The sequence below is a fragment of the Nocardiopsis potens DSM 45234 genome (assembly GCF_000341105.1).
Taxonomy (GTDB): Bacteria; Actinomycetota; Actinomycetes; order Streptosporangiales; family Streptosporangiaceae; genus Nocardiopsis_A; species Nocardiopsis_A potens.
The window spans coordinates 31,543-56,050 of record NZ_ANBB01000033.1 but is presented as its reverse complement, the minus strand read 5'-3'; the positions used below and the strand labels follow the sequence as shown (position 1 = coordinate 56,050).

19 protein-coding genes are annotated in these 24,508 nt (G+C 74.4%); 1 reads left to right on the top strand and 18 read right to left on the bottom strand.

Annotated features, from left to right (window positions below; all coding sequences use genetic code 11):
- Positions 1-97 precede the first annotated feature (97 nt).
- From D459_RS0111995 to D459_RS36895, 3 genes are all read right to left on the bottom strand, one after another.
- Complete coding sequence (locus D459_RS0111995; RefSeq protein ID WP_017593255.1) at positions 98-2,608, bottom strand: ATP-dependent Clp protease ATP-binding subunit; 2,511 nt, start codon at positions 2,606-2,608, stop codon at positions 98-100.
- A 400-nt stretch (positions 2,609-3,008) separates the two neighbouring features.
- Positions 3,009-3,341, bottom strand: a complete 333-nt coding sequence (locus D459_RS0111990; protein ID WP_017593254.1) for a histone-like nucleoid-structuring protein Lsr2 — start codon at positions 3,339-3,341, stop codon at positions 3,009-3,011.
- Positions 3,342-3,527: 186 nt separating this feature from the next.
- Complete coding sequence (locus D459_RS36895) at positions 3,528-3,797, bottom strand: hypothetical protein (RefSeq protein ID WP_040709913.1); 270 nt, start codon at positions 3,795-3,797, stop codon at positions 3,528-3,530.
- 595 nt (positions 3,798-4,392) lie between these two features.
- On the opposite strand from D459_RS36895, the gene D459_RS0111980 reads away from it, so the two are divergent.
- Positions 4,393-7,776, top strand: a complete 3,384-nt coding sequence (locus D459_RS0111980; RefSeq protein ID WP_017593252.1) for a UvrD-helicase domain-containing protein — start codon at positions 4,393-4,395, stop codon at positions 7,774-7,776.
- A gap of 1,141 nt (positions 7,777-8,917) precedes the next feature.
- Here the strand turns inward: D459_RS0111980 and D459_RS0111975 are convergent.
- The 15 genes from D459_RS0111975 to folP form a co-directional block, all read right to left on the bottom strand.
- On the bottom strand, positions 8,918-9,610 hold the full coding sequence (locus tag D459_RS0111975) for an aspartate/glutamate racemase family protein (RefSeq protein WP_026120308.1): 693 nt from the start codon (positions 9,608-9,610) through the stop codon (positions 8,918-8,920).
- Positions 9,611-9,681: 71 nt separating this feature from the next.
- Positions 9,682-10,236, bottom strand: a complete 555-nt coding sequence (locus D459_RS0111970; RefSeq protein ID WP_017593250.1) for an amino-acid N-acetyltransferase — start codon at positions 10,234-10,236, stop codon at positions 9,682-9,684.
- Between the two features lie 103 nt (positions 10,237-10,339).
- Positions 10,340-10,624 (bottom strand): LuxR C-terminal-related transcriptional regulator, encoded by a 285-nt coding sequence (locus D459_RS0111965; RefSeq protein ID WP_017593249.1) that lies wholly within the window; start codon positions 10,622-10,624, stop codon positions 10,340-10,342.
- A 673-nt stretch (positions 10,625-11,297) separates the two neighbouring features.
- Entirely contained in the window at positions 11,298-12,800 is a 1,503-nt protein-coding gene (gene lysX / locus D459_RS0111960; RefSeq protein WP_017593248.1) for a bifunctional lysylphosphatidylglycerol synthetase/lysine--tRNA ligase LysX, read from the bottom strand.
- Positions 12,801-12,903: 103 nt separating this feature from the next.
- Entirely contained in the window at positions 12,904-13,689 is a 786-nt protein-coding gene (locus D459_RS0111955) for a type III pantothenate kinase (RefSeq protein WP_017593247.1), read from the bottom strand.
- A gap of 87 nt (positions 13,690-13,776) precedes the next feature.
- Positions 13,777-16,419 carry an L-aspartate oxidase gene (locus D459_RS0111950; protein WP_020380141.1) on the bottom strand — a complete coding sequence of 881 codons (2,643 nt, stop codon included), beginning with the start codon at positions 16,417-16,419 and terminating at the stop codon, positions 13,777-13,779.
- An 18-nt stretch (positions 16,420-16,437) separates the two neighbouring features.
- On the bottom strand, positions 16,438-17,304 hold the full coding sequence (gene panC / locus D459_RS0111945) for a pantoate--beta-alanine ligase (protein WP_017593245.1): 867 nt from the start codon (positions 17,302-17,304) through the stop codon (positions 16,438-16,440).
- A 35-nt stretch (positions 17,305-17,339) separates the two neighbouring features.
- Positions 17,340-18,236 (bottom strand): Rossmann-like and DUF2520 domain-containing protein, encoded by an 897-nt coding sequence (locus D459_RS0111940; protein WP_017593244.1) that lies wholly within the window; start codon positions 18,234-18,236, stop codon positions 17,340-17,342.
- A 337-nt stretch (positions 18,237-18,573) separates the two neighbouring features.
- Positions 18,574-19,950, bottom strand: a complete 1,377-nt coding sequence (locus D459_RS31480; protein ID WP_017593243.1) for a PH domain-containing protein — start codon at positions 19,948-19,950, stop codon at positions 18,574-18,576.
- Between the two features lie 833 nt (positions 19,951-20,783).
- The gene (locus D459_RS0111930; RefSeq protein WP_017593242.1) at positions 20,784-21,467 is read right to left on the bottom strand and encodes a PH domain-containing protein; all 684 of its coding nucleotides are present in this window, start codon (positions 21,465-21,467) and stop codon (positions 20,784-20,786) included.
- A 156-nt stretch (positions 21,468-21,623) separates the two neighbouring features.
- Positions 21,624-22,115 (bottom strand): DUF3180 domain-containing protein, encoded by a 492-nt coding sequence (locus D459_RS0111925; RefSeq protein ID WP_017593241.1) that lies wholly within the window; start codon positions 22,113-22,115, stop codon positions 21,624-21,626.
- 13 nt (positions 22,116-22,128) lie between these two features.
- Positions 22,129-22,659: a 2-amino-4-hydroxy-6-hydroxymethyldihydropteridine diphosphokinase gene (folK, locus tag D459_RS0111920; protein ID WP_017593240.1), complete on the bottom strand. Its 531-nt coding sequence runs from the start codon at positions 22,657-22,659 to the stop codon at positions 22,129-22,131.
- On the bottom strand, positions 22,659-23,045 hold the full coding sequence (gene folB / locus D459_RS0111915) for a dihydroneopterin aldolase (protein WP_017593239.1): 387 nt from the start codon (positions 23,043-23,045) through the stop codon (positions 22,659-22,661). Before folB ends, folK begins: the two co-directional genes overlap by 1 nt.
- Positions 23,042-23,500 carry a nuclear transport factor 2 family protein gene (locus tag D459_RS0111910; RefSeq protein WP_026120307.1) on the bottom strand — a complete coding sequence of 153 codons (459 nt, stop codon included), beginning with the start codon at positions 23,498-23,500 and terminating at the stop codon, positions 23,042-23,044. Before D459_RS0111910 ends, folB begins: the two co-directional genes overlap by 4 nt.
- A complete protein-coding gene (folP, locus tag D459_RS31475; RefSeq protein ID WP_081620544.1) occupies positions 23,497-24,438 on the bottom strand; it encodes a dihydropteroate synthase in 942 nt (313 codons plus the stop codon). Before folP ends, D459_RS0111910 begins: the two co-directional genes overlap by 4 nt.
- Positions 24,439-24,508: the final 70 nt, after the last annotated feature.

The window sequence follows — 24,508 nt, the reverse complement described above, 5'->3', positions numbered from 1 at the left end:
AGGCTCCCCATCCCGCAAACGGCCGGGAACGACGGCGGCCCCGCACCGGTGTGGTGCGGGGCCGCCGTGCGCGGGTGGTGCGGTGCGGGCCTGAGGGCTACTCGCCCTTGGCCGCCGCCGACTCCTCGACCTGCGGGGCCTCGGGGACGGCGTCGGGCTTGGGGATGCCGGTGAAGGTGAACTTCGCGTCGGCGCCCTCGCCCTCGACGTCGATCACGACGATCTGGCCCGGGCGGAGCTCCTGGTAGAGGATCTTCTCCGACAGGGTGTCCTCGATCTCGCGCTGGATGGTCCGGCGCAGCGGCCGGGCGCCCAGCACCGGGTCGTAGCCGCGGGCGGCGAGCACCTTCTTGGCGTTCGGCCGCAGCTCCAGACCCATGTCGCGGTCCTTGAGCCGGTTGTCGACGCTGTTGATCATCAGGTCGACGATGTCGATGATCTCCTTCTCCGTCAGCTGGTGGAAGACGATCACGTCATCGACGCGGTTGAGGAACTCGGGCCGGAAGTTGCTCTTCAGCTCCTCCTGGACCTTGGACTTCATCCGCTCGTAGTTGGTCTGGGCGTTGTCCTCCTTGGCGAAGCCCATGGCCGCGCCCTTGGAGATGTCCCGGGTGCCCAGGTTGGTGGTCATGATGATGACCGTGTTCTTGAAGTCGACGTTGCGACCCTGGGCGTCGGTGAGGCGCCCCTCCTCCAGGACCTGGAGCAGCGAGTTGAAGATGTCGGTGTGGGCCTTCTCGATCTCGTCGAACAGGACCACGGAGAACGGCTTGCGGCGGACCTTCTCGGTGAGCTGGCCGCCCTCCTCGTAGCCGACGTAGCCGGGAGGCGAGCCGAACAGGCGGGAGACCGTGTGCTTCTCCATGAACTCGCTCATGTCGAGCTGGATCAGCGCGTCCTCGTCGCCGAACAGGAACTCCGCCAGCGTCTTGGAGAGCTCGGTCTTACCGACACCGGACGGGCCGGCGAAGATGAACGAGCCGCCGGGGCGCTTGGGGTCCTTCAGGCCCGCGCGGGTGCGCCGGATCGCCTGGGAGAGCGCCTTGATCGCGTCCTCCTGGCCGATGACCCGCTTGTGCAGCTCGTCCTCCATGCGCAGCAGCCGGGAGGACTCCTCCTCGGTCAGCTTGACCACGGGGATGCCGGTGGAGGCGGCCAGGACCTCGGCGATGAGCTCCTCGTTGACCTCGGCGACGACGTCCATGTCGCCGGCCTTCCACTCCTTCTCCCGCTGCGCCTTCTTGTTCAGCAGCTGCTTCTCGTCGTCCCGCAGCGAGGCCGCCTTCTCGAAGTCCTGCGCGTCGATCGCGGACTCCTTGTCCCGGCGCACCCCGGCGATCTTCTCGTCGAAGTCGCGCAGGTCCGGCGGGGCGGTCATGCGGCGGATCCGCATCCGGGAGCCGGCCTCGTCGATCAGGTCGATGGCCTTGTCCGGGAGGAAGCGGTCGCTGATGTAGCGGTCGGCCAGCTGGGCGGAGGCGACCAGCGCCGAGTCGGTGATGGAGACCCGGTGGTGCGCCTCGTACCGGTCGCGCAGCCCCTTGAGGATCTCGATGGTGTGCGCGATGGTCGGCTCGTCGACCTGGATCGGCTGGAAGCGGCGCTCCAGCGCGGCGTCCTTCTCCAGGTGCTTGCGGTACTCGTCCAGCGTGGTGGCGCCGATGGTCTGCAGCTCGCCGCGGGCCAGCATCGGCTTGAGGATGGAGGCGGCGTCTATGGCACCTTCCGCCGCGCCCGCTCCGACCAGGGTGTGCAGCTCGTCGATGAACAGGATGATGTCGCCGCGGGTGCGGATCTCCTTGAGCACCTTCTTCAGGCGCTCTTCGAAGTCGCCCCGGTAGCGGCTGCCCGCGACCAGCGCGCCCAGGTCGAGCGTGTAGAGCTGCTTGTCCTTGAGCGTCTCGGGGATCTCCCCCTTGACGATCTTCTGCGCCAGGCCCTCGACGACGGCGGTCTTGCCGACGCCCGGCTCGCCGATGAGCACCGGGTTGTTCTTGGTCCTGCGGGACAGGACCTGCATGACCCGCTCGATCTCCTTGTCCCGGCCGATCACCGGGTCGAGCTTGCTCTCCCGCGCGGCCTGCGTGAGGTTGCGGCCGAACTGGTCGAGCACCAGGGAGGTGGAGGGGGCCGACTCCGAGGAAGCACCGGTGGCCTGGGGCTCCTTGCCCTGGTAGCCGTGGAGCAGCTGGATCACCTGCTGGCGGACCCGGTTCAGGTCGGCACCGAGCTTCACCAGCACCTGGGCGGCGACGCCCTCGCCCTCGCGGATGAGGCCGAGCAGGATGTGCTCGGTGCCGATGTAGTTGTGCCCGAGCTGGAGCGCCTCGCGCAGCGAGAGCTCCAGGACCTTCTTGGCCCGCGGGGTGAAGGGGATGTGCCCGGACGGGGCCTGCTGGCCCTGGCCGATGATCTCCTCCACTTGCTGCCGAACCGCTTCGAGGCTGATCCCCAGACTCTCCAGAGCCTTCGCGGCGACGCCCTCACCCTCATGGATGAGACCGAGCAGGATGTGCTCCGTACCGATGTAGTTGTGGTTGAGCATCCTGGCCTCTTCCTGGGCCAGGACCACCACGCGCCGTGCGCGGTCGGTGAACCTCTCGAACATGTCGTCGCTCCTCACAGAGCGGTCAGGCAGGGACGGGAGTTCCGGCCCTCACGCTTTTCCGCTTTTCGGCCCTTCGGGGGGTGAAAGCCCTCGGAGGGCGCTGCCGCACCCGGTCACCGCTCCGCCGGCGCCCCGGCGGACCGATGGCCACATCCCGCTTCATCCGGTTGCCTCCGACCTTCGTTGCCAGAGACTTTCCCCGACGATAGGGCGTTCACCCTCATCCAACTACCAATCGGGCCTTCAGTGTTCCAAGTACGCCGCAAGCGAACGGTCCGCGCGCCCCGTCTTTGCCGGGGCACGCGGACCGTGCAGTGCATTCATGTGGAATTCACTCTGAGCGAACACGGCCGGCGCGGGCCTTGACGGCCCGCGCCGGGCGGTTGCGAGGAGTGCGCCGCTAACGCTGGGCGGCCTCGTACTCGGCCACGATGGCGGCCGGAATGCGGCCGCGCTCGTTCACCTGCTTGCCCTGGGCCTTGGCCCAGGCGCGGATCTCCGCGCTGCGCTCGCGGCTGGGGGCGCTGCGCGGCTGGCGGCGCCCGCGGGCGGCCTTCCCCGGAGCCTTCCGCGCGGCCTGGACGAACGGGGCCAGGGCGTCGCGCAGCTGGGAGGCGTTGCCCGCGCTGAGGTCGATTTCATAAGTGGTGCCGTCTACGCCGAACGAAACGGTCTCGTCGGCCTCGCCGCCGTCGAGATCGTCGACGAGAAGCACCTGAACCTTTTGTGCCATGGATGCGAACCTTTCAGCAGTCGGTGCGTTCGGCACCTGAATATAAAGCTAGCCGGATACCGGGCGGAAGACAATTCTCCGCGCGTCGGAAATCGCCGCGAGTCGGCGTCGGGCCGCAAAAGACCGCCGCGCGCGGATACGGAGCGGCCGCTCGGACGGCTCGCCGTTACCGCAGGCGCCGCGCTTTCAGGCCTCCTCCGCCCGCCGATCGCCGGAGGCTTCCGCAGAAGTACCCGAAGACGACTTCGCCCCGTCCCCCGCGCTCGCGGCAGAACCCCCGGCCGGGGAACCGGCGGAGCCCCCGCCATTCCCGGCCGCTTCCGCGCGCACCTCGCTGACCAGCCGCCCGTCCGACGTCCTCGGGGCCATCTCCTTGCGGAGCAGCTTGATGACGAAGGTGCAGAAGACCGCCGCGACAACAGCGGGGGGGATCAGCGCCGACAAAACATCACCCATCAGGCGCACACCCTTCCTTGTTGTTACTTTATGCAGCAATTACCCCACGGAGAGGGTTGGTCGGCCGCCTCGGCGGCCACCGGCGCGGCAGCGGCGATCGGCCCTGCGAAACCCGCGATTGAGGGTGGGGACCCCGACATCATAGACACCTTCGCAACCCGTCCCGTCCCCCGCAGGCCCTGTGTCCGCATTACGGCCACCGCTATGGATCCGCTATGACTGCGTTCCGTTAAGCGTCCGGGAGCCTCCGGGGAGTTCCCGATCTCCCTTAGCTACGGGCTTCCCGGCCGATTCGGCGCCGATAAAGAGCCGCGGGAGCCGGCCCCGGTCGCCCCGGGCCGACGACTTATCGGCGCCCTGACCCTCCCCTCCCGGACGGGCCGGGACCGATCGGGGAGTTCTCCATGGCACCGCCAGATTACCCCTCCCTTTAAGCAGAGCACGCGCGGGTTCGCATATGCTTCGACCCGGCCTGAGAGTTGTGGGATCGTGTCTTCTCCAGACCGGTGCGCCGGAACGCACCCCCGCGCCGGCGGCACGAGCGCCCCACGAGTCGCCCGCTTCCCTTCTCCGCGGGCTTTGGAAGGACTCAGACGTGGAGTTCCGCGCGGATCTGCATATTCACTCCAAGTACTCGCGGGCTTGCAGCAGGGATTGCGACCTGGAGCACCTCGCCTGGTGGGCGGCGCGCAAGGGCATCGGGCTGGTCGGCACCGGTGATTTCACTCACCCGGCCTGGCGCGAAGAGATCGGCTCCCGCCTGGTCCCGGCCGAACCGGGGCTGTTCCGGCTGGCCCCGGAGATCGAGGCGCGGGTGCTGCGCTCGCTGCCTCCGTCCTGCCGCCGGGCGCCGCGCTTCATGCTCTCCGTGGAGATCTCCACCATCTACAAGCGCGGCGACCGCACCCGGAAGGTGCACCACCTGCTGTACGCGCCCTCGCTGGAGGCGGCCGACGCCATCACCGCCTCCCTGGGGCGGATCGGCAACCTCGCCTCCGACGGGCGGCCCATCCTCGGCCTGGACTCCCGGGACCTGCTGGAGATCACCCTGGAGAGCGACCCGGGCTCCTATCTCGTCCCGGCGCACGTGTGGACGCCGTGGTTCGCGGTGCTCGGCTCGAAATCGGGTTTCGACCGGATCGAGGACTGCTATGCCGACCTGGCCGACCACGTCTTCGCCATCGAGACCGGGCTCTCCACCGACCCGGCGATGAATTGGACCGTCTCCTCACTGGACCGCTACACCAAGGTGAGCAACTCCGACGCGCACTCGCCGCCGATGCTCGCCCGGGAGGCGACCCGTTTCGACACCGCGATGGACTACTTCGCGCTCCGCCGCGCACTGGAGGGCGGCCCGGGATTCCGCGGAACCCTGGAATTCTTCCCCGAGCACGGGAAATACCACTCCGACGGGCACCGGAAATGCGGTGTCCGGACCGACCCGGAGGGCACCCGCGCGCACGGCGGCCGCTGCCCGGTCTGCGGCGGCCCGCTCACCGTGGGCACCGCCAACCGGGTCTCGGTGCTCGCCGACCGCGAACCGGGGCACCGGCCGGACGGCGAGGCCTCCTTCACCAGCCTGGTGCCGCTGCCGGAGATCGTCAGCGAGATCACCGGGGTCGGCCCGAAGAGCAAGCGGGTGCAGCGCGAGTGCGACCGGCTCGCCGCCGAGCTCGGCCCCGAGCTGGACATCCTGCTCGACGCGCCGCTGGACGACGTGCGGCGGCACGGCGGCGAGCTGCTCGGCGAGGCGGTGGCCCGGCTGCGCCGCGGCGAGGTGATCCGGGAGCCCGGCTTCGACGGCGAGTACGGCACCATCCGGATGTTCCGCCCCGAGGAGCTGGCCGCGCCCGCCCAGGAGGCCGCCCTCTTCGACCTCCCGGACGCCCCGGAGCCGGCGGAGCCCGGCGGCAAGGCCGGCCCGGCGCCGCGCACCGGGGAGGGGCCCGCCCCCGCGCGCCCCGGCGGCGCCCCGGGCCCGGCGGGCGGCTCCGCCGGCCCGGCGGAGGCGGGTCCGGAGGAGTCCGGCAAGGCGCCCCGGCCGGGCAAGGGCGGCCGGCGCGGCACCCCGCCGCCCGCGATGGACGCGCTCTTCTCCGCCACCGGTGCGGCCGAGCCGGCCGCGGAGCCCGCCGGGCGGCCCGACCCCGTGCTCTTCCCGGACGCCCCGGCCGGCCCGGCCCGCCCGCAGGGCCTGCTCGACGGCCTCGACCCGGAGCAGCGCTCCGCCGCGGAGCCGCCCGCCGGGCCGCTGCTGGTCGTCGCCGGCCCCGGGACCGGCAAGACCCGGACCCTGACCCGCCGGATCGCGCACCTGGTCGCCGAGCGCGGCGTGCCCGCCGAGCGCTGCCTGGCCATCACCTTCACCCGGCGCGCCGCGGCCGAGCTCCGCGAGCGGCTGGAGGAGCTGCTCGGCGGCGGCGCGCGCGGCCTGACCGTGACCACCTTCCACGGCCTGGGCCTGGCCCTCCTCCGCGAGCAGCACGGGCGGGCCGGGCTGAGCGCCCGGTTCGGCGTCGCCGACGCGGCCCGGGCGCTGGAGGTCGCCGCCGAGGTGAGCGGCTCCGAGGCGGACGGCCGCAAGCTGCTGGCCGAGCGCGACCGGGAGCGCGGCGCGGACCCGGCGGACGCTCCGGCCGCGCTGGACGCTTACCGGGCCCGCCTCCGCGAGCTGGACCTGGTGGACTTCGGCGACCTGGTGGAGCTGCCGGTGCGGCTGCTGTCCGAGGACGCCGGGCTGGCCGCGTCCTACCGGGAGCGGTGGCCGTGGATCAGCGTGGACGAGTACCAGGACGTCGACGGCCTCCAGTACGAGCTGCTCCGGCTGCTCGGCGGGGACGGCTCCGGGCTGACCGCGATCGGCGACCCGGACCAGGCGATCTACCGGTTCCGCGGCGCCGACGTGCGGTACTTCCTGCGCTTCGCCGAGGACTTCCCGGGCGCCGCCGAGGTGCGGCTGACCCGCAACTACCGGTCCAACGCCACCATCGTCGACGCGGCGGTGCAGGCGATCGCGCCGGGGACGCTGGTCCCCGGCCGGGAGCTGCGGGCGGTGGGCGACTTCCGCGACCCGCCCCGGATCGGCCTGCACACCGCCGCCGACGAGCAGGCCGAGGCCTCGTTCGTGGCCCGCGCGGTGGACCGGCTGCTCGGCGGCACGTCGCTGCACTCGATCGACAGCGGCCGGGCCACCGGCGCCGAGCCCGGCCTCACCGGGGAGGACTCCTTCTCCTTCTCCGACTTCTGCGTGCTCTACCGGACCGCCGCGCAGGCGGAGGCGGTGATGGCCGCCTTCGACGCGGCCGGGGTGCCGTTCCAGCGGCGCACGCACGACCCGCTGGCCTCCCGGCCCGGGGTGCGCGAGCTCGCGGCGGAGCTGCCGCTCCGCTCCGAGGCGGAGCTGCCCGACCGGGTCCGGGCGGCCGCCGCCGCGCTGGCCGGCCGGCACCCGGAGGGCTCGGAGCAGGCGGTCGCGCTGCGCACCGCAGGGGAGCTGCTCGGCCCGCTCGCCGCGCGGTGCGGCACCGACCTGGAGGCGCTCCTCGCCGAGCTGGCGCTGGGCGCCGAGGTGGACGCGCTGGACCCGCGCGCGGACCGGGTCTCGCTGCTCACCCTGCACGCCGCCAAGGGGCTGGAGTTCCCCGTGGTGTTCCTGGTCGGCTGCGAGGACGGGCTGCTCCCGTTCCGGCTGCCCGGCGGGCAGGACGGCGGGCAGAACGGCGGGCAGGACGGCGCCGGCGAGGCGGCGGAGGCGGCGGAGCGGGAGCCCGAGGAGCGCAGGCTCTTCTTCGTCGGGATGACCCGGGCCCGGGACCGGCTCTACCTCTCCCGGGCCCGGCGCCGCAGCCGGCGCGGCACGACGGCGGAGAGCGCCCCGTCCCCGTTCCTGTCCGCGATCGCCCCGTCCCTGACCATGCCGGTGGACGAGGAATCCGCAGCCCGCCGCCGCCCCAGGGACCGCCAGCTCCGCCTGATCTGAGCACGGCACCCCGCAGAGCGAAGGTTCAAGCGGGCAGCGAGGGCAGCAGTGGGCACCGGCCGGTCGGTCCGGCGCGGCGCCCCACGGAGCGAAGGCCAAGACGGGCAGCGACGGCAGCGGCAGGGGCGGGGGCAGGCGTCGCCCGGGCGCGGGCTCCACGGGGTGGGGCCGCCATGCCCGCGTTGCCCGGGCGTCGGGGCCGGCCGCCCTTGAAACTGCCGCACCTCCCTGACCTGGGCGAATACTCAGGGTGATGGTTTGGTGGGGCGCCCTGCGCACCGCGAGAGCACCCCGGTGATTTCTGAGCGCGCATCTCGGGCCGGATCGGCCCCGGCAGGCCCAATTGGGGCCGGTCGGGCCGCTGTTCGGGGGTTCGAGCCGCCCGTAAGGCCGGGATGCAGGGGGCCGGAACCCGGGAAGAGCAGGAGTGGGGGCGGGATGTCGCTTTTGCCCTGCCGGGAGGGCCTGCCTTGGCCACTCTGGGTAACCGAGGAGGGGGCAACGGGGGCTTCGGGGGCTTGCTACTCGCTGGTAGATGTAATCGGGGTGCTGCGGAGGTGCGCAGGGCGCCTCCACCCTCGCCCGACCCCCGCCACGAACCCGGCATATAGGAATAAGGGCCCCTAGCGGGCCGGGGCAAGCGGGCCAGCTCCCTTTGCCTGGGCGCCGCGCCCGGGTGAGGCCTGCACCCCGCCCCTACCCTCGCCGTCGCCGCCCGCCTGAACCCCAGCCCCGCGAGACGCCGCACCCGGGTGAGGCGCCCACCCCGGCCCTACCCTCGCCATCGCCGCCCGTCTTGACCTTCGCTCCGTGGGGCGCCGCGCCGAACCGACCGGCCGGTCCCCTCCCCGCCGTCGCCGCCGGTCTGAACCCTCGCTCCGCGAGACGCCGCACCCGGGTGACCACCTGCACCCCGCTGCCGTCGCCGCCCGCTTGAACCTTCGCTCCGCGGGGCGCCGCACCTGACCGACCGGCCGGTCCCCCTCCCGCCCTCGCTGCCCGCTTGAGCCTTCGCTCCACGAGACGCCGCGCCCGGGCGACCGCCTCCGCCCCGCCCCTGCCTGCGCCCTCGCCGCCCGCTTGAACCCTCGCTCCGCGAGGCGCCGTGCCCGACCGAGCCGGGGGAGGGGGCGGGCGGGTCTCAGTCGGCGAGGGCCCGGGTGACCGCGGCCGTGGCGTGCAGCCGGGTGGTGGGGAAGACCGGGACCGGTGAGTCCTCCGGGCGGACCAGGAGCTCGATCTCGGTACAGCCGAGCACGACCCCCTCGGCGCCGCGCGCGGCTAGGCCGGCGATCACCTCGGCGTAGCGGGCCCGCGACTCCTCCCGGACCTCACCGAGGACCAGCTCCTCGTAGATGATCCGGTGCACGTCGGCGCGGTCCTCCTCCTCGGGGACGAGCACGGTGAGGCCGTGCCCGGCCATCCGGTCCCGGTAGAAGTCCTGCTCCATGGTGAACCGGGTGCCGAGCAGCCCCACGGTGCCCAGGCCGGCCGCGCGGACCGCCTCCGCGGTGACGTCGCCGAGGTGCAGCAGCGGGATCCCGACGGCCGCCTCGATCGCACCGGCCACCTTGTGCATGGTGTTGGTGCACAGCACGATCAGGTCGGCGCCGGCCGCCTCCAGCCTCCGCGCCTCGTCGGCGAGCGCCTCCCCCGCCTCGTCCCAGGCCCCGGCGCTCTGCATCCGCTCGATCTCGGCGAAGTCCACCGAGGCCAGCACGGCGCGGGCCGAGTGCAGCCCGCCCAGGCGCTCCTTGACCGCCTCGTTGATCAGCTCGTAGTAGAGGGCGGAGCTCTCCCAGCTCATACCGCCGATAAGCCCGATTCGCAGCATTTCGCCACCCTAGCCGCACCGTGCGGCCCGCCTCCGCCGGGGCCACGGGGGCGCCGGCCCGGCCGGCGGCCTCAGACCGCGCGCGGGGTGCCCGGTTCGTTGAGGTGGACCAGCATCCGGGTATTGCCGAGGGTGTTCGGCTTGACCCGCTCCAGGTCGAGGAATTCGGCGACGCCCTCGTCGTAGGAGCGGAGCAGCTCCTCGTAGACCTTGGGCGAGACCGGGGTGCCCTGGATGGGCTGGAAGCCGTGCCGACCGAAGAAGTCGGTCTCGAAGGTGAGGCAGAAGACCCGGCGGACGCCCAGTTCGCGGGCGCGGGCGAGGAGTTCGGAGACGATCCTGTGGCCCACCCCGCGCCCCTGGGCGGCCGGGTCGACGGCGACGGTGCGCACCTCGGCCAGGTCCTCCCAGAGCACGTGCAGCGCGCCGCAGCCGACCACCCGGCGCTCCGCGCCGAGCCGCTCGGCGACGCAGAACTCCTGGATGTCCTCGTAGAGGGTGACGGTGCTCTTGGAGAGCACGCGTCGCTCGCCGCTGTAGGCGTCGACGAGGCGGCGGATCGAGGCGACGTCGCGGGTGCGGGCGCGGCGCACGGCGATCTCCGGTCGGATCTCCTGGTGGCCCATGGTGCGAAAGGCTAGCGCCCGCACGGGGGCCGAACGCGCGGCGCCCCGCCCCGGGGCCTGGCTTCCCCGGGCGGGGCGCACGCGCGAGGTCCTCGCGCAGTGCTCAGATGAGCTGCTTGCGAGCGGCCCAGACGACCGCCTCGATCGGGGTGTTCACGCCCAGCTGGTCGCAGATGGAGCGCAGCCGCCGGCGCAGGGTGCGGGCGCTGAGCTCCAGCCGCCGGGCCGCGACATCGGTGGTGACACCGGTGGCGATCTCGGCGAGCAGCTGGATCTCGTCCTCGGTCAGACCGCCGTTGGGGGAAACGGTCGGGGCCGGTTCGCGCGGCATCGCCGGCGGCGGCACCATGCCGCCGTCGCGCAGCGGGTGGGCCGCGGGGTCCTTCACGGCACGTCGAATCAGTGTGGCCTGTTCCACTCCGTCCTCCCTCATCCGTAATGAGTGCGGAACATCGACCCTGCGCAGCGGAGCCCGGGGCGGGCGGAGGCGGTGAGACCTCCCGGCGGGCGCGACGGGTCCCCGTGTCGGGGGTCCGGGAACCGGTGCACGCGCTCTCCTGGCACTCGGAGCGCATGTCCGGCGCACCGGCCCGTGTTCGGCGGTCTGGGACGGACAGACCGCGCGGGCGCGCACGCCGCGGGATGGGGGCCGGCCGAGAAGGGCCTGACCCGACCACCCCGACTCGCCATCGGTTGATTCTGCTGCTCGGGGCGCGCGGATAACTCCGCTCGCCTGGAAAACGCTAAGCGGAGTGGGTGAGGGCGTCAAGGTCGAAGGCGTCACACTAGGTGACACTGTGAATTTATAGCGTCATAACGCCCGGCTGCACATATTTTCGAGATCTCGACTGACCTGCGCAAAGAACCTTCACGGCGGCCACCGGGCACGGCGGCGCCGCAGAACCCCTGCTCCGACCGGCATCGATGGCGAAACCGCAGGTCAAGCGGGCACAGTCGACTCGTTACATCACGATCCGGCAACACTCGGCCCGCCGGGGCCTGCGGGCCGCCGGATGAAGCGGGCCGCCGGGGCGCTCTCCGCGCCCCGGCGGCCCGTCCGTTCACTCCGGCTTGACCAGGGGGAACAGGATGGTGTCCCGGATCCCCTTGCCGGTGAAGGCCATCAGCAGCCGGTCGATGCCGACCCCCACCCCGCCGGTCGGCGGCATGCCGTACTCCAGCGAGCGGAGGAAGTCCTCGTCCAGCTGCATCGCCTCCGGGTCGCCCCCGGCGGCCAGCAGCGACTGCTCGGTGAGCCGGCGCCGCTCCTCGACCGGGTCCACCAGCTCGGAGTAGCCGGTGCCCATCTCCATGCCGAAGCCGATCAGGTCCCACTTCTCGGTGAGCAGCGGGTCCTCGCGGTGCTGCCGGGTGAGCGGGCTGGTCTCCACCGGGAAGTCCCGGACGAAGGTGGGCTGCACGATGGTGTGCTCCACCAGCTCCTCGAAGAGGTGCTCGACCAGCTTGCCCTGGCCCCAGTCGGGGCTCCACTCGACGCCGCGGCCGTCGGCCAGCTTGCGCACGTGGTCGATCGGGGTGCGCGGGGTGACCTCCTCGCCCAGCGCCTCGGAGACCGTGCCGTACAGCGTCACGTGCGGCCACTCGCCGCCGAGGTCGAACTCCTCGTCCTCGCCGCCGCGCGGCACCACCGTGGAGCCGAACGCCGCCCGCGCGGCGTCCTGGATGAGCTCCCTGGTGAGCTCGGCCATGTCGTTGTAGTCGGCGTAGGCCTGGTAGAACTCCAGCATCGTGAACTCGGGGTTGTGCGTGGAGTCCGCGCCCTCGTTCCGGAAGTTCCGGTTGATCTCGAAGACCTTCTCGATCCCGCCCACGACCAGCCGCTTCAGGTAGAGCTCCGGTGCGATGCGCAGGTAGAGGTCGAGGTCGTAGGCGTTGATGTGGGTGGTGAACGGCCGCGCCGTGGCACCGCCGTGCACCCGCTGCAGCATCGGGGTCTCCACCTCGATGTAGCCGCGCCGGTCCAGGGTGTCGCGGACCGACTTGATCGCGGCCGAGCGGCGCCGCACCATCTCCCGGGACTCCGGGTTGACGATGAGGTCGACGTAGCGCTGGCGGACCCGGGCCTCCGGGTCGGTCAGGCCCTTGTGCTTGTCCGGCAGCGGCCGCAGGCACTTGGCGGTCAGCGTCCAGGAGTCGGCCATGATGGACAGCTCGCCGCGGCGGGAGGTGATCACCTCGCCCTCGACGCCGACGTGGTCGCCCAGGTCGACGTCGCTCTTCCAGCGGGCCAGCTCGTCGGCGCCCAGCCGGTCCAGCGACATCATGACCTGCACCGACCCGCTGTCGTCGCGGAGCGTGGCGAAGCAGAGCTTGCCGCCGGTGCGGTACAGCATGACCCGGCCGGTGATCCCGACGCGCTCCCCGGTCGCGGTGTCCGGCTCCAGGTCCCCGTGTTTCTCGCGGACGGCGCCGATACCGGTGGTGCGGGGGAAGCCGACCGGGAAGGGGTCGATGCCCTCCTCGCGCATGCGGTCCAGCTTCTCTCGCCGGACCCGCATCTGCTCGGGCAGGTCGTCGTAGGAATCGTCCAGCGCGTCACTCACAGCGTCGATCCTAACCGCTGCGAGGCAGCGCGAAGTCCCGTCCGGCCTGGGGATTCACCACCGGGTGCGTGCGCTGTGCGCACACGCCTCGTCACTGCACGGGTCAGCCGGTGTTCCGCTCGAAGACCATCCGCAGCCCGATCAGGGTGAGCCACGGCTCGTGCACGTCGACCGTCTCGCACTCCTCGACCACCAGTGGGGCCAGGCCGCCGGTGGCGACCACCTTCACGTCGTCCGCGTCCGCGCCCTCCCCGGCCAGCTCGGCGGCCATCCGGTCGACCAGCCCGTCGACCTGGCCGGCGAAGCCGTAGATGATGCCGGAGCGCAGCGCCTCCGCGGTGTTCTTCGCGATCACCGACCGGGGCCGGGTGATCTCCACCATGTGCAGCTGCGCGCCGCGCCGGGACAGCGCCTCCACCGAGATGTCGATGCCCGGCGCGATCGCGCCGCCGACGTACTCGCCCTTGGCGCTCACCGCGTCGAAGGTGGTGGCGGTGCCGAAGTCGACCACCACCGCCGGGCCGCCGTACAGCCCCACCGCGGCCAGCGCGTTGATGATCCGGTCGCTGCCGACCTCCTTGGGGTTGTCCATCCGCACCGGGATGCCGGTGCGCACCCCCGGCTCCACGATCACCGCGGGCACGTCCCCGTAGCCGCGCCGGAACATCTCCCGCATCTCGTGCTGGACGCTCGGCACCGAGCAGCACATCGCGATCCCGCTCACGTCGGCGCCGCCCACCGAGCCGCCGATCAGGCCGTTGAGCATCACCGCCCACTCGTCGGCGGTGCGCCGGGAGTCGGTGGCGACCCGCCAGTGCTCGGCGAGGTCCTCACCGTCGAACAGCCCCAGGACCGTGTGGGAGTTGCCGACATCGATGGCGAGCAGCATCGGATTCCTCGTTCGTCTCTGCTGGAGGGGGGGGTCGGGTGGCGGGCCCGTGCGGCCGCCGGAGCCGGCGCCCGCACGGGCCGGGCCTCAGTGCGCCGCGGGCGCGACCGGGCGCAGGTCGAGCGCGATGTCCAGGGCCGGGCTGGAGTGGGTGAGCGCGCCCACCGCGAGGAAGTCGACGCCGGTGCCGGCGACCTCCGCGGCGGTGTCCAGGGTGAGGCCGCCACTGGACTCCAGCCGGGCCCGCCCGGCGACCAGGGCGACCGCCTCGCGGAGCCGCTCCGGGGTGAAGTTGTCCAGCAGGATCTCCTCCGCGCCGGCCTTGAGCGCGGGCTCGATCTGGTCGATCCGGTCGACCTCGACCTCCAGCGGCGTGTCCGGGAAGGCCGCCCGGACGGCGCGCACCGCCTCCTCCACGCCGCCGGCCGCGACCACGTGGTTGTCCTTGATCAGCGCGGCGTCGGAGAGGCCGAACCGGTGGTTCTCGCCGCCGCCGCAGCGCACCGCGTACTTCTCCAGGGCGCGCAGCCCGGCGTGGGTCTTGCGGCTGTCCCGGATCCGCGCACCGGTCCCGGCGACCGCGTCCACCCAGGCGCGGGTGGCGGTGGCGATCCCGGACAGGTGGGTGAGCAGGTTGAGCGCGGTGCGCTCGGCGGTGAGCAGGTCCCGGGTGCGGCCGGTGACGGTCATCAGCACGTCGCCGCGGGACACCCGGTCGCCGTCGGCGGCCTCCCGGCGCACCTGCACCGCGCCCTCGGCGACGATCCAGAACACCAGCTCGGCCAGGGCCAGGCCGGCGGCCGTGCCGTCCGCGCGGGCCACCACGTCGGCGGTGCTCAGCTGGGCGGCGGGCACGGTGGCCACCGTGGTGACGTCCACCTGGGCGTCGGCGGCCAGGTCCTCGGAGAGCGCCGCGACGACCGTCTCGACGTGCTCGTCGACCGGGCGGAAGAGCCGTCTGAGCAGTTCCGGGCGGGAGTCGCGGCGGAACCCGGTGAGCCGCTGCCCGCCGACCGCCTCCAGCTCGGCGGCGAGGCGCTCCGGCACCGCCGGGTCCCAGTCGGCGACGGAGGCGTGCACGCCCTCCTCGTCCAGCTCCAGCAGGACCGGCCGGCGCCGGCTGACCGCGCGGGACCGGGGCAGGTCGGAGCGGCGGTGCGAGCCGCGGCTCTCCGAGCGGCGCCGCGCCGCCGCGGTGATCAGCGCGGCGACGGTGAGCAGGTTGGCGGCCTCCCACGCCTCGGTGCCGGGTTCGGCGGATCCGGCCTCGGCCAGCCGGGCCAGCCCGCGGCGCGCCTCGTCCAGCCCGACCCGGTCCCGCACCACCCCGGCGTACCGGGACATCAGCGCGCGCAGCTCGGGCACGACCGCCGGGTCGACCAGGCCCGGGACCCGGTCGTCGTGCCCGTCCCCCGGGCCGGCGGCCGCGGCCGGCGCGGGCGGGTCGGCGGCGATGGAGGCCGCGATCCGCTCGGCGAAGACCAGCGCCTCCAGCAGCGAGTTGGAGGCCAGCCGGTTGGCGCCGTGCACGCCGGTCCGGGCCACTTCGCCGACCGCGTACAGGCCGGGCACCGCGGTGCGGCCGGACAGGTCCACCTGGACGCCGCCGGAGGAGTAGTGCGCCGCCGGGGAGACCGGGATCGGCTCGGTGACCGGGTCGATGCCGTGCGCCCGGCAGGACGCCAGAATGGTCGGGAAGCGCCGCCGCCACTTCTCCGCACCGAAGTGCCGGGCGTCCAGCAGCACGTGGTCGGTGCCGGTCTCGGCCATGGCCGCGGCGATGGCGGAGGCGACCACGTCGCGCGGGGCCAGGTCGCCCAGCTCGTGCACGCCCTCCATGATCCGCCGGCCCGCCGTGTCCAGCAGGAACGCGCCCTCGCCGCGGACCGCCTCGGAGACCAGCGGCTGCTGGCCGAGGCTCTCCGGGCCCAGCCACAGCACGGTCGGGTGGAACTGGACGAACTCCATGTCGGCCAGGACCGCGCCGGCCCGCGCGGCCAGCGCGGTGCCGTCGCCGGTGGAGACCGCCGGGTTGGTGGTGGTGGCGTAGACCTGGCCCACGCCGCCGGTGGCCAGCACCACCGCCGGGGCGTGCACGGCGCCCACGCCGTCCCGCTCGCCCTCGCCCATCACGTGCAGGGTGATGCCGATGACCGCGTCGTGCCCGCCGTCCTCGGTGACGCCGAGGATCGCGTCCAGCGCCAGGGCGTGCTCGATCAGCTCGATCCGCGGCTCGGCCCGGACCGCGGCGATCAGCGCGCGCTCGATCTCGGCCCCGGTGGCGTCGCCGCCGGCGTGCGTGATCCGGTCCGCCCGGTGGCCGCCCTCGCGGGTCAGCGCCAGCTCCCCGTCGGGGGTGCGGTCGAACTCGGCGCCCAGCGCGATGAGCCGGCGCAGCGCCTCCGGCCCCTCGGCGGCCAGCACGTGCACCGCCAGCGGGTCGCACATGCCCGCGCCGGCCTCCAGGGTGTCCGCCATGTGCGCGACCGGCTCGTCGCCGGGGGCGATCGCCGCGGCGACGCCGCCCTGGGCCCACCGGGTCGACCCGGTGTCCAGGACGTCCTTGGTGACCACGACCACCCGGGCATCGGGGGCGTGCCGGACGTAGGACAGCGCGGTGCTGAGCCCGGCGACGCCGGACCCGACGATCACCGCTTCGGCTTCGATGGTCCATCCCGGTTCCGGGGCGGTCAGCCGCCCCGGCGGTACGGGGGTAGCGGAGGTGTCCACCACTGCTCCTCGGTCGCGTCAGAGTGTGAGCGGCACGTTATCAATGAGCCTGGTCGAGCCGACCTTCGCGGCCACCGCGAGCACCGCTTCGCCGCGGTGGCCGGGCGGCACCTCGGCGAAGGTGTGCGCGTCGATCAGGGCGAGGTAGTCCAGTTCCACCGGCGGATCGGCGGCGGCCGCCCGGTCCAGCACCTCGCGGGCGGCGCCGATGATGCCGGCCGGGCCGGAGACGGCGGCGTCCGCGCCGGCCAGCAGCGCCCGGGAGAGCGCCCGGGCGCTGGCCCGCTCCTCGTCGGAGAGGTAGACGTTGCGGCTGGAGATCGCCAGCCCGTCCGGGTCGCGCATGGTGGGCACCGCCTCCACCGCGACCGGGAAGGCGAGGTCGCGGACCATCCGGCGGATCACCGCGAGCTGCTGGGCGTCCTTCTGCCCGAACACGGCGACGTCCGGGCGGACCATGTGGAAGAGCTTGGCGACCACGGTGAGCACGCCGCGGAAGTGGCCGGGGCGGCTGGCGCCCTCCAGCACGCCCCCCATCGGCCCGGGGTCGACGGTGGCCAGCTGCTCGCCCGGGTACATGGTCTCCGCCTCGGGGGCGTAGACCGCGGCGACGCCCTCCTCGGCGCAGGCCCGCAGGTCGGCCTCGAAGGTGCGCGGGTAGCGGTCCAGGTCCTCCCCCGGCCCGAACTGGAGCGGGTTGACGAAGATGCTCACCACCACCGAGTCGGCCCGTCCGCGGGCGGCGGCGATCAGTCCGCGGTGCCCGGCGTGCAGCGCGCCCATCGTCGGGACGAGGGCGATCCGGCCCAGTCCGGGGCGGATCCGGTCCAGTTCGGCGGGGGTGCGGACGACCACCGGCTCGGTGCGCGGGGCGGGTTCGCTCATCGGGGATGTCCTCTTCGTCGGTTCGGGGTGCGTGCTCACGCCTGGAGGACGTCCAGCAGGCGCTCGGCGTCGTGCGGTTTGAGCAGGCCCGCGTCGAGCGCCCGGCCGGCGGTGAGCCGGGCCAGCGCGATGTAGGCGTCGACGCTCTCCGGGGAGTGCGCGCGCAGCTCGGACAGGTGCCCGGCGACGGTCTCGGCGTCGCCGCGCAGCACCGGGCCGCTGAGTCCGTCGATGCCCAGCCGCAGCGCGTTGTCCAGGGCCGCGCCGAGCAGCGGGCCGAGCATCCGCCCGGGGTCGGCGACCCCGGCGGTGCGCAGCTGCTCGGCGCTCTGCGCGACCAGGGTGACCAGGTGGTTCGCGCCGGCGGCCAGGGCCGCGTGGTAGAGGGTGCGGTACTCCTCGGCGATCCACACCGGCTCGGCGCCCATCTCCACCACCAGCGCCTCGGCGATGGGCCGCAGCGGCTCGGGGGCGGTGACGCCGAAGGTGCAGCTGGCCAGGCGGTCCAGGTCCTCGTCGCGGCCGGTGAAGGTCATCACCGGGTGCAGGGCGAGCGGGAGCGCCCCGGCCGCGGTTGCGCTGCACAGCACGCCGTGGCCGTGGCTGCCGCTGGTGTGCACCAGGAGCTTGCCCTCCACCGGGGCGCCGGTCTCGACCAGGCCGCGCGCCAGCGGGGCCAGCGCGTCGTCGGGGACGGTGAGCAGCACCAGGTCGGAGGCGTCCACCAGGGCGGCGGGCTCCATGATCCGGGCGTCGGGCAGCCGCTCGGCCACCCGCCACTTGGACTCCTCCGAGACCGCGGTCGCCGCGACCACCCGGTGCCCGGCGCGCTCCAGCGCCGCCCCCACCGCCGAACCGACCCGGCCCGGCCCGATCACGCCGATGGCGAGCCGCGCCGGCCTGTTCCGCGTGTCGTCGTCCGCTACGCCCATGAACGGTCCTTCTCCCCGTGCCCGCGGGCACGGTCGATCCCCGCCGCCCCGCCGCAGGGGGCGGTCGGCCGCCGAGCCGCGGGGGACGGTGCACGCCGTGGTTCCGGTCCCTGGCCGGGTACCGGACGCTGTCGGCACAGCTTACTGCGGGTGACCCCGCCCCCGCCCCCGGGGGCGCGCCCGGCCCCGCCCTGGCCGGCCATCCCTGAGCCGAGGCCCCACCCCCAAACCTCCCAGGCCGGACGCGCCCACCTCGTCGCGGACCGCGACGAGGTGGGCGCGGGGCCGGAGCCCTGGGGAGAGCGGCGGCCCTGGGCTCGGCAAGGTGGGTGCGGGCTCAGGCCTGCGGGGGCGCCGCCCGGTCCGGTGCGTCGCCGCGGGTGGCCCAGCGCTCCGGGCCGCCGCCGGCCATCCTGGCCTCCTGCCCCAGGACCGCGAGGCGGTCGACCGCGGCCCGGGCCTCGGCGGCGCCGTGGCCGACGGCGCGCGCCCGGATCGGGCCGGGCGGGGTGTCCACCCCGATGACCGCGGTCCCGCGGAGCCGGTCCAGCGGGCCCATCGCCATCCGCAGGCTCTGCACCCGGGCGTGCGGCACGAACTCCGTCACGTGGCAGACCCGGCCCCGGCGGGTGACGAAGAGCCGGTCGCCGATGCCCATCGCCTCCGAGCCGCCGCGCCGCGGCGCGTACAGCGGCACCTGCGCCGCGCCGCTCTCCGGGAACAGCTCGTCGATCAGCGCGAAGGCGAGCCGCCGGGGCGCCACCGGGAGCAGCGTGGAGGAGTCCATCTGGCGCTCCCCCACGTAGCCGGCGACGTTGGCCTCCACCCGCACCACGCCCAGCGACCGCCAGAGCAGCGGCTCGACGATCCGGACCGCCTGCACCCGCCCCGGCGGCACCGTCTGCATCCGGGCCTGGAAGGCGCCGTAGCGCAGCCGCAGGCCGTCCGGGGAGAGCGAGGCGTAGAAGTCGGTGTAGCGGACCAGCGGGCCGATGAAGCCGCGGATCAGGCCGAGCAGCACCGGGACCGCGCCGCCCAGCACGCCCGGCTCGGCGAACGCGAACCCGGCCGCCATCAGCGCCATGAAGAGCAGGAACGCCCCCATGACCGGCAGCCGGAAGGCGAGCGCGCCGAGCAGCAGGCCGAACGGCAGCCGGTACAGCGGCCACTCCGGCGCCTCCGGCGTGTTCCCGGCGAGCCCGGCGGCGTGCGCCAGCAGCGCGGCGCGCAGCCGCTCCGCCTGCCCGCGGGACAGGTAGCGGAGCCGGATCTCGCCGGCGTCCCCGCCGGCCAGCTCGATCCGGAGCTCGGCCAGGCCGACCGCCTGCGCCGGAACCGGGCGCACCACGTCGACCGCCTGGAGCCGGCTGAGCGGGATCTCCCGGGTGGTGCGGCGCAGCAGGCCGCCGTAGACCACCAGGTGGTCCCCGCTGAGCTCGTAGCCGGAGTTCCACCAGGCCACCAGGGCGTAGGCGGTGGCCCCGGAGGCCACGGCCAGGGTCAGCAGCAGCACCCAGGCCAGGCCGAGGGAGGTCAGCATCGGTCCGGGCAGCGCGACGAAGAGCAGGGTGGCGAGGGCGGCCTGGAACGCCGCCGTCGCCCCGTGCGGGCGGTGCAGGCCGCGGGTGACGTCGTCCGGCGGCGGCCCGGCGGGCGGCGGCGCGGGCGGAGCGGGCGGCGGCGCGGCCGCCCCGTTCGGCGGCAGGAACCGCACGCCCCCGCCATACGTCCCGGGCCCCGACGGCGGCCCGGCGGGCGGCCCTCCCGGCCCAGGTCCTTGTGGAACTCCCGGCGGCGGACCTGCGGCCGACACTCCCGGCCCCGGCGAGGACCCCGACGGCGGACCTGCGGCCGGTGCCCCCGACCCGGCGCCCTGCGGGAACCCCGGCGGCGGACCTGCGGGCGGTGCTCCCGGCCCCGGCCTCTCGGCCGACCCTCCGGGGTGCGCGGCGCTCCCTTCCGGCACCGGTCCGCCCGGCGCGGCCGTCCGCCCCGGCATGCCGGACGGCGGACCGTACAGGCCGGACGCCGGACCGGGGGCCCCGGACTGCGAAGCGGGCAGGCCGGGGCCGGGCCCCGCCGGGCGCTCGGACGCCGCGCCGGTCCGCGGTGCGGGCCCGGGTGCGCCGGCGGGGCCCTGCGGCGCCGCGCCGGACGGCCCGGGGCCCGGGGCCCTGCCTCCGCTGCGCAACCGCTCCGGGTCGACCGGCGGAGGGGCGACGTCCCGGGCCGCATGCCCCTGCGTCGGCCCGGTCACCTCCCGCATCCCGGGCAGCCCGTCCGCACCGGCCGCCCCCTGCGGAGCCCCCGCGGAACCGGGCGCCCCCGGCCCGGCACCGGTCCGCGCAGCGGCATCGGCGGCGCCCTCCCCGGCTCCGGAATCCCCCGGGACCTCCTGGTCCCGTCCTCCGGCGGGCGGGGCGGGTTCCGGGGAGTGCTCCGCCTCGGTGGGCGGGGCGGTCGGGCGTGGTTCTTCCGCGGAGGCGCCGGACCGCGCGGGCGGGTGGGCCGCGGGGCGGTTCCGGGTGTCGTCGGGTTCGGTCACGCTCACAGTCCTGTGGAGAAGGTCTCGCTGCGGGCGGCGAGGCGGTCGCGGAGGCCGACCGCGGTGTCCAGGTCGAGGCCGGGGATGCGGGTGTCGGCGGTGGTGGCCGCGGTGCGCACCCGGACCGTGGCGATGCCCAGCGCCTGCTCCAGCAGGTTCGCCGTCACGTCCACCACCTGCATCCGCCCGTAGGGGACGACGACCAGCTGGCGGACGGCCAGGCCGTAGGTGAGGCAGAGGTCGGTGCGCCCCTCCGCGTAGCCCCAGGAGCGGCGGACCCGGCCCGCGGTGAACCAGGCGGCCGGCACCGAGGCGAGTGCGAGCACGGCCGCGGCCAGCGCCCACACCGGCCCCAGCCAGAGCCAGCACAGGGCGCTCAGCGGCGCCCCCACCACGACGGCCGCGGCGATGCCGGTGAGCCGCAGGTACCGGTCGAGCGCCGGGGAGACCCGGACCCACGACCCTCCGTCGGGCGGCGCGAAGGCCGCCTCCACCGTGCCGGGCTCCGGCCCGGCCTGCGCGAACGGCTCCGGACCGGACGGCCCCTCTCCGCTCCGCCCGGTCTCCTCGCTCTGCTGCTCCGGAGCGGCGGCCCCATCGGTGTCCGCGCGGCCCTCCGGGGGCGCTCCCCCGTCGGCCCCGGGCTCCGCGGCGCGGTGCTCTGCGTCAGACGCGGCGTATTCCACGATTCCAGTCAATCATCCCTGGGCGCCCCGTGTCGGAACGCGCCCGCGCGCCGCGTCCCGGGGCCCGCCCGAAGCCCGCCCTTTCCGTTGGTCTCGGCGCCGTCGCCGTCTCGACCGGCTTTGAGGCGGCAGCGGCGCCGAGATCAACGCCCGGGGTCAGGCCGGGCCGGGGCCGTTCTCGCCGTCCTCGTCGTCGGGGACGCGGCAGGACCACTCCAGGAGGTAGGCGGCGATCAGCAGGACCGCCGCCGCGACCAGGCTGCCGGTCGCGACGGCGAAGTCCTGCCGGGGCAGCGGGGCGGTCAGCCTGCCGGCCAGGAACAGGGCGGCGCCGGCGAAGGCGCCGCCGGTGAAGGCCGCGACCAGGACGCTCGCCTTGGCCAGCGCGACCAGGCGGGCGGCGCTGAGCGGTTCGATCGGCTCGGTGCCGGGGGCCCTGCGGATCCGGCGGCGGGTGTGGAAGGCCGCGATCGCCTCGCCCGCGGCGAGCAGCAGCAGGGTCGGGATCGCCGTCCAGGGCAGCGGCGGGATCCCGCCGTAGACCTGCCCCACCAGCAGGTAGCAGAGGACCGCGGCGGCGGCCGCGACGGCCAGCGGCACCCGCCAGCCGCTCGGCCGCATCCGGCCCTCGGTCTCCTCGTTCGCCATCGCCGCGCTCCTCTCAGCCGGCGCTGCCCGGCGCGTGCAGCTCCAGGTCGTCACGGCGCCGCACACCCTGGTCGCCGAGGGCGCGGAGCAGGTCGGCCACGGGCCCCCGGCCCGGCAGGACCGCCTCCGGGTCGGCCTCGGACCACGGGCGCAGCACGAACTCGCGCTGGTGGGCGCGGGGGTGCGGCAGGGTGAGCTCCGGGTCGCCGCTGATCTCCCCGCCGAGCGCGATCACGTCGACGTCCAGCGTGCGCGGCCCCCAGCGGACCTCGCGCACCCGGTGGAAGTCCTGCTCGGTGCGCTGGGTGAGGGCGAGCAGCTCCTTCGGCTCCAGGGAGCAGTCGGCCACCGCCACCGCGTTGAGGTAGCGGCCCTGCTCCGGGCCGCCGACCGGCTCCGTTTCGTAGACCGGGGAGATCGCGACCGGCCGCAGCCCGGTGCCGGCGCCGAACAGCGCGTCCACCGCGCCCTGCAGCACGGCCATCCGGTCCCCGATGTTGCCGCCCAGCGCCAGCACGGCGCGGCGGGTGCCCGCGGGGCCCATCAGCGGGACCGCACGATCGTCACGGAGACGTCGTCGAACTCGTGCGGGATCGGCGCCCCGGGCTTGTGCACGGTCACCTGGGCGCGGCGGACCCCGCGCTCGGCCAGGCAGACCCGGGCCAGCCGCTCGGCGAGCCGCTCCAGCAGGTTCACCGGCTCCCCGGTGACCACCTCCACCAGGCGGGAGGCGAGCTCGCCGTAGTGCACCGTGTCGGCGACGTCGTCGCTGGCGGCGGCGGGCGCGGTGTCCACGTCGAGGACGGCGTCCACGGTGAAGTACTGCCCGTCGCGGCGCTCCTCGGCGAAGACCCCGTGGTAGCCGTAGGCCCGCAGGCCGCGCAGGGCGATCCGGTCGCCCCGCAGGTCCATCCCGATGTCGGTGGTCATGCCTCCGCCGCGCTCCCCTGCTCGTCTTCCTCGTCCTCGTCGGGCATCACCGGGGAGGCGTGGTGCGACCACATCCTCCACCCCGCGGCGGTGTGCACGAACATGTTGGTGGTGACGACCTGGCCGCCCGCGATGAAGCCGGGGCTGTCGTCCTCCGCGGTGAGGACGTTCTCCTCGCAGGTCACCATCGCCACGTCGCCGCTGACCCCGATGTGGGTGTCGGTGAGGACGTACTGGATGTAGGGCACGTTCGCCATGATCAGCGCCCAGGCTCGGAGGATCTCCGCGCGGCCGCGCAGCAGCGGCCAGCCGGGGTTGACGCAGACCAGGTCCGGGGCGTCGTCCTCCTCGGCCCACACCCGGTGCATCGCGTCGATGTCGCCGTTCTCGATGGCCCCGTAGAACTGCGCGTTGGCCTCCGCCACGCGCTCCATGACCTCCTGGCGGGACCTCACAGGCCGCTCCGGGGTCCGGTGGGGGCGGCGCCGTGCACCAGGGAGCCGACCGGCTCGCCGCGGCCGGCCTTCAGCGAGGCCCCGCCGTCCTGCCAGGCGGCGGCCACTCGGACGGCGTCGGCGTTGGGGCGCACGTCGTGCACGCGGACCGCCCATGCGCCGGCGGCTGCGGACAGGGTGGTCAGGGCCAGGGTCGCGTCGTCGGATTCGGTGAACGGGCGGTCGGTGCCGTGCTCGTCGGCGAGGAGCCGTCCGAGGAAGCGCTTGCGTGAGCCGGCGATCAGCAATGGGCGTCCCAGATCGTCGAAGCGGTCGAGGTGCGCGAGGAGCCGCCAGTTGTGCGCGTGCTCGGGCCGCTTGGCGAACCCGAGCCCGGGGTCGAGCACGATCTGGCCGGGGTCCACGCCCTCGCCGACCACGGACTCCATGCGCATGCGCAGTTCGTCGTGGACCTCTCCGGCGACGTCGGCGTAGACCGCGCGCTTCTCCATGTCGTTACTGTGCCCGCGCCAGTGCATGAGTACGTAGGCGACCCCGGTTTCGGCCACCATCCGGGCCATGGCCGGGTCGGCCAGTCCGCCGCTGACGTCGTTGACGAGCACCGCGCCCGCCTGGACGGCCTGGTCGGCGACGCGGGAGCGCATGGTGTCGATACTGACCGCGACGCCCTGCCGGGCGAGTTCCCGCACCACCGGGACGGTGCGGCGCAGCTCCTCCTCCTCGGGGACCCGCTGCGCGCCGGGGCGGGTGGACTCCCCGCCGACGTCGACCAGGTCGGCGCCGTCCGCGGCGAGGCGCAGCCCGTGCTCGACCGCGCGGCCGCGGTCGAACCACTCCCCTCCGTCGGAGAAGGAGTCCGGGGTGACGTTGACCACCCCCATGACCAGGCAGCGCCCCTTGGCGGGGAGGCCCGGCAGATCGCAATGCGGTGACACCATGCCGTCAACCCTATGAGAGAGACCCCCTCGCCGTCGCATCGGCGCTGGATGTCGTCTCGACGCGCGAGCG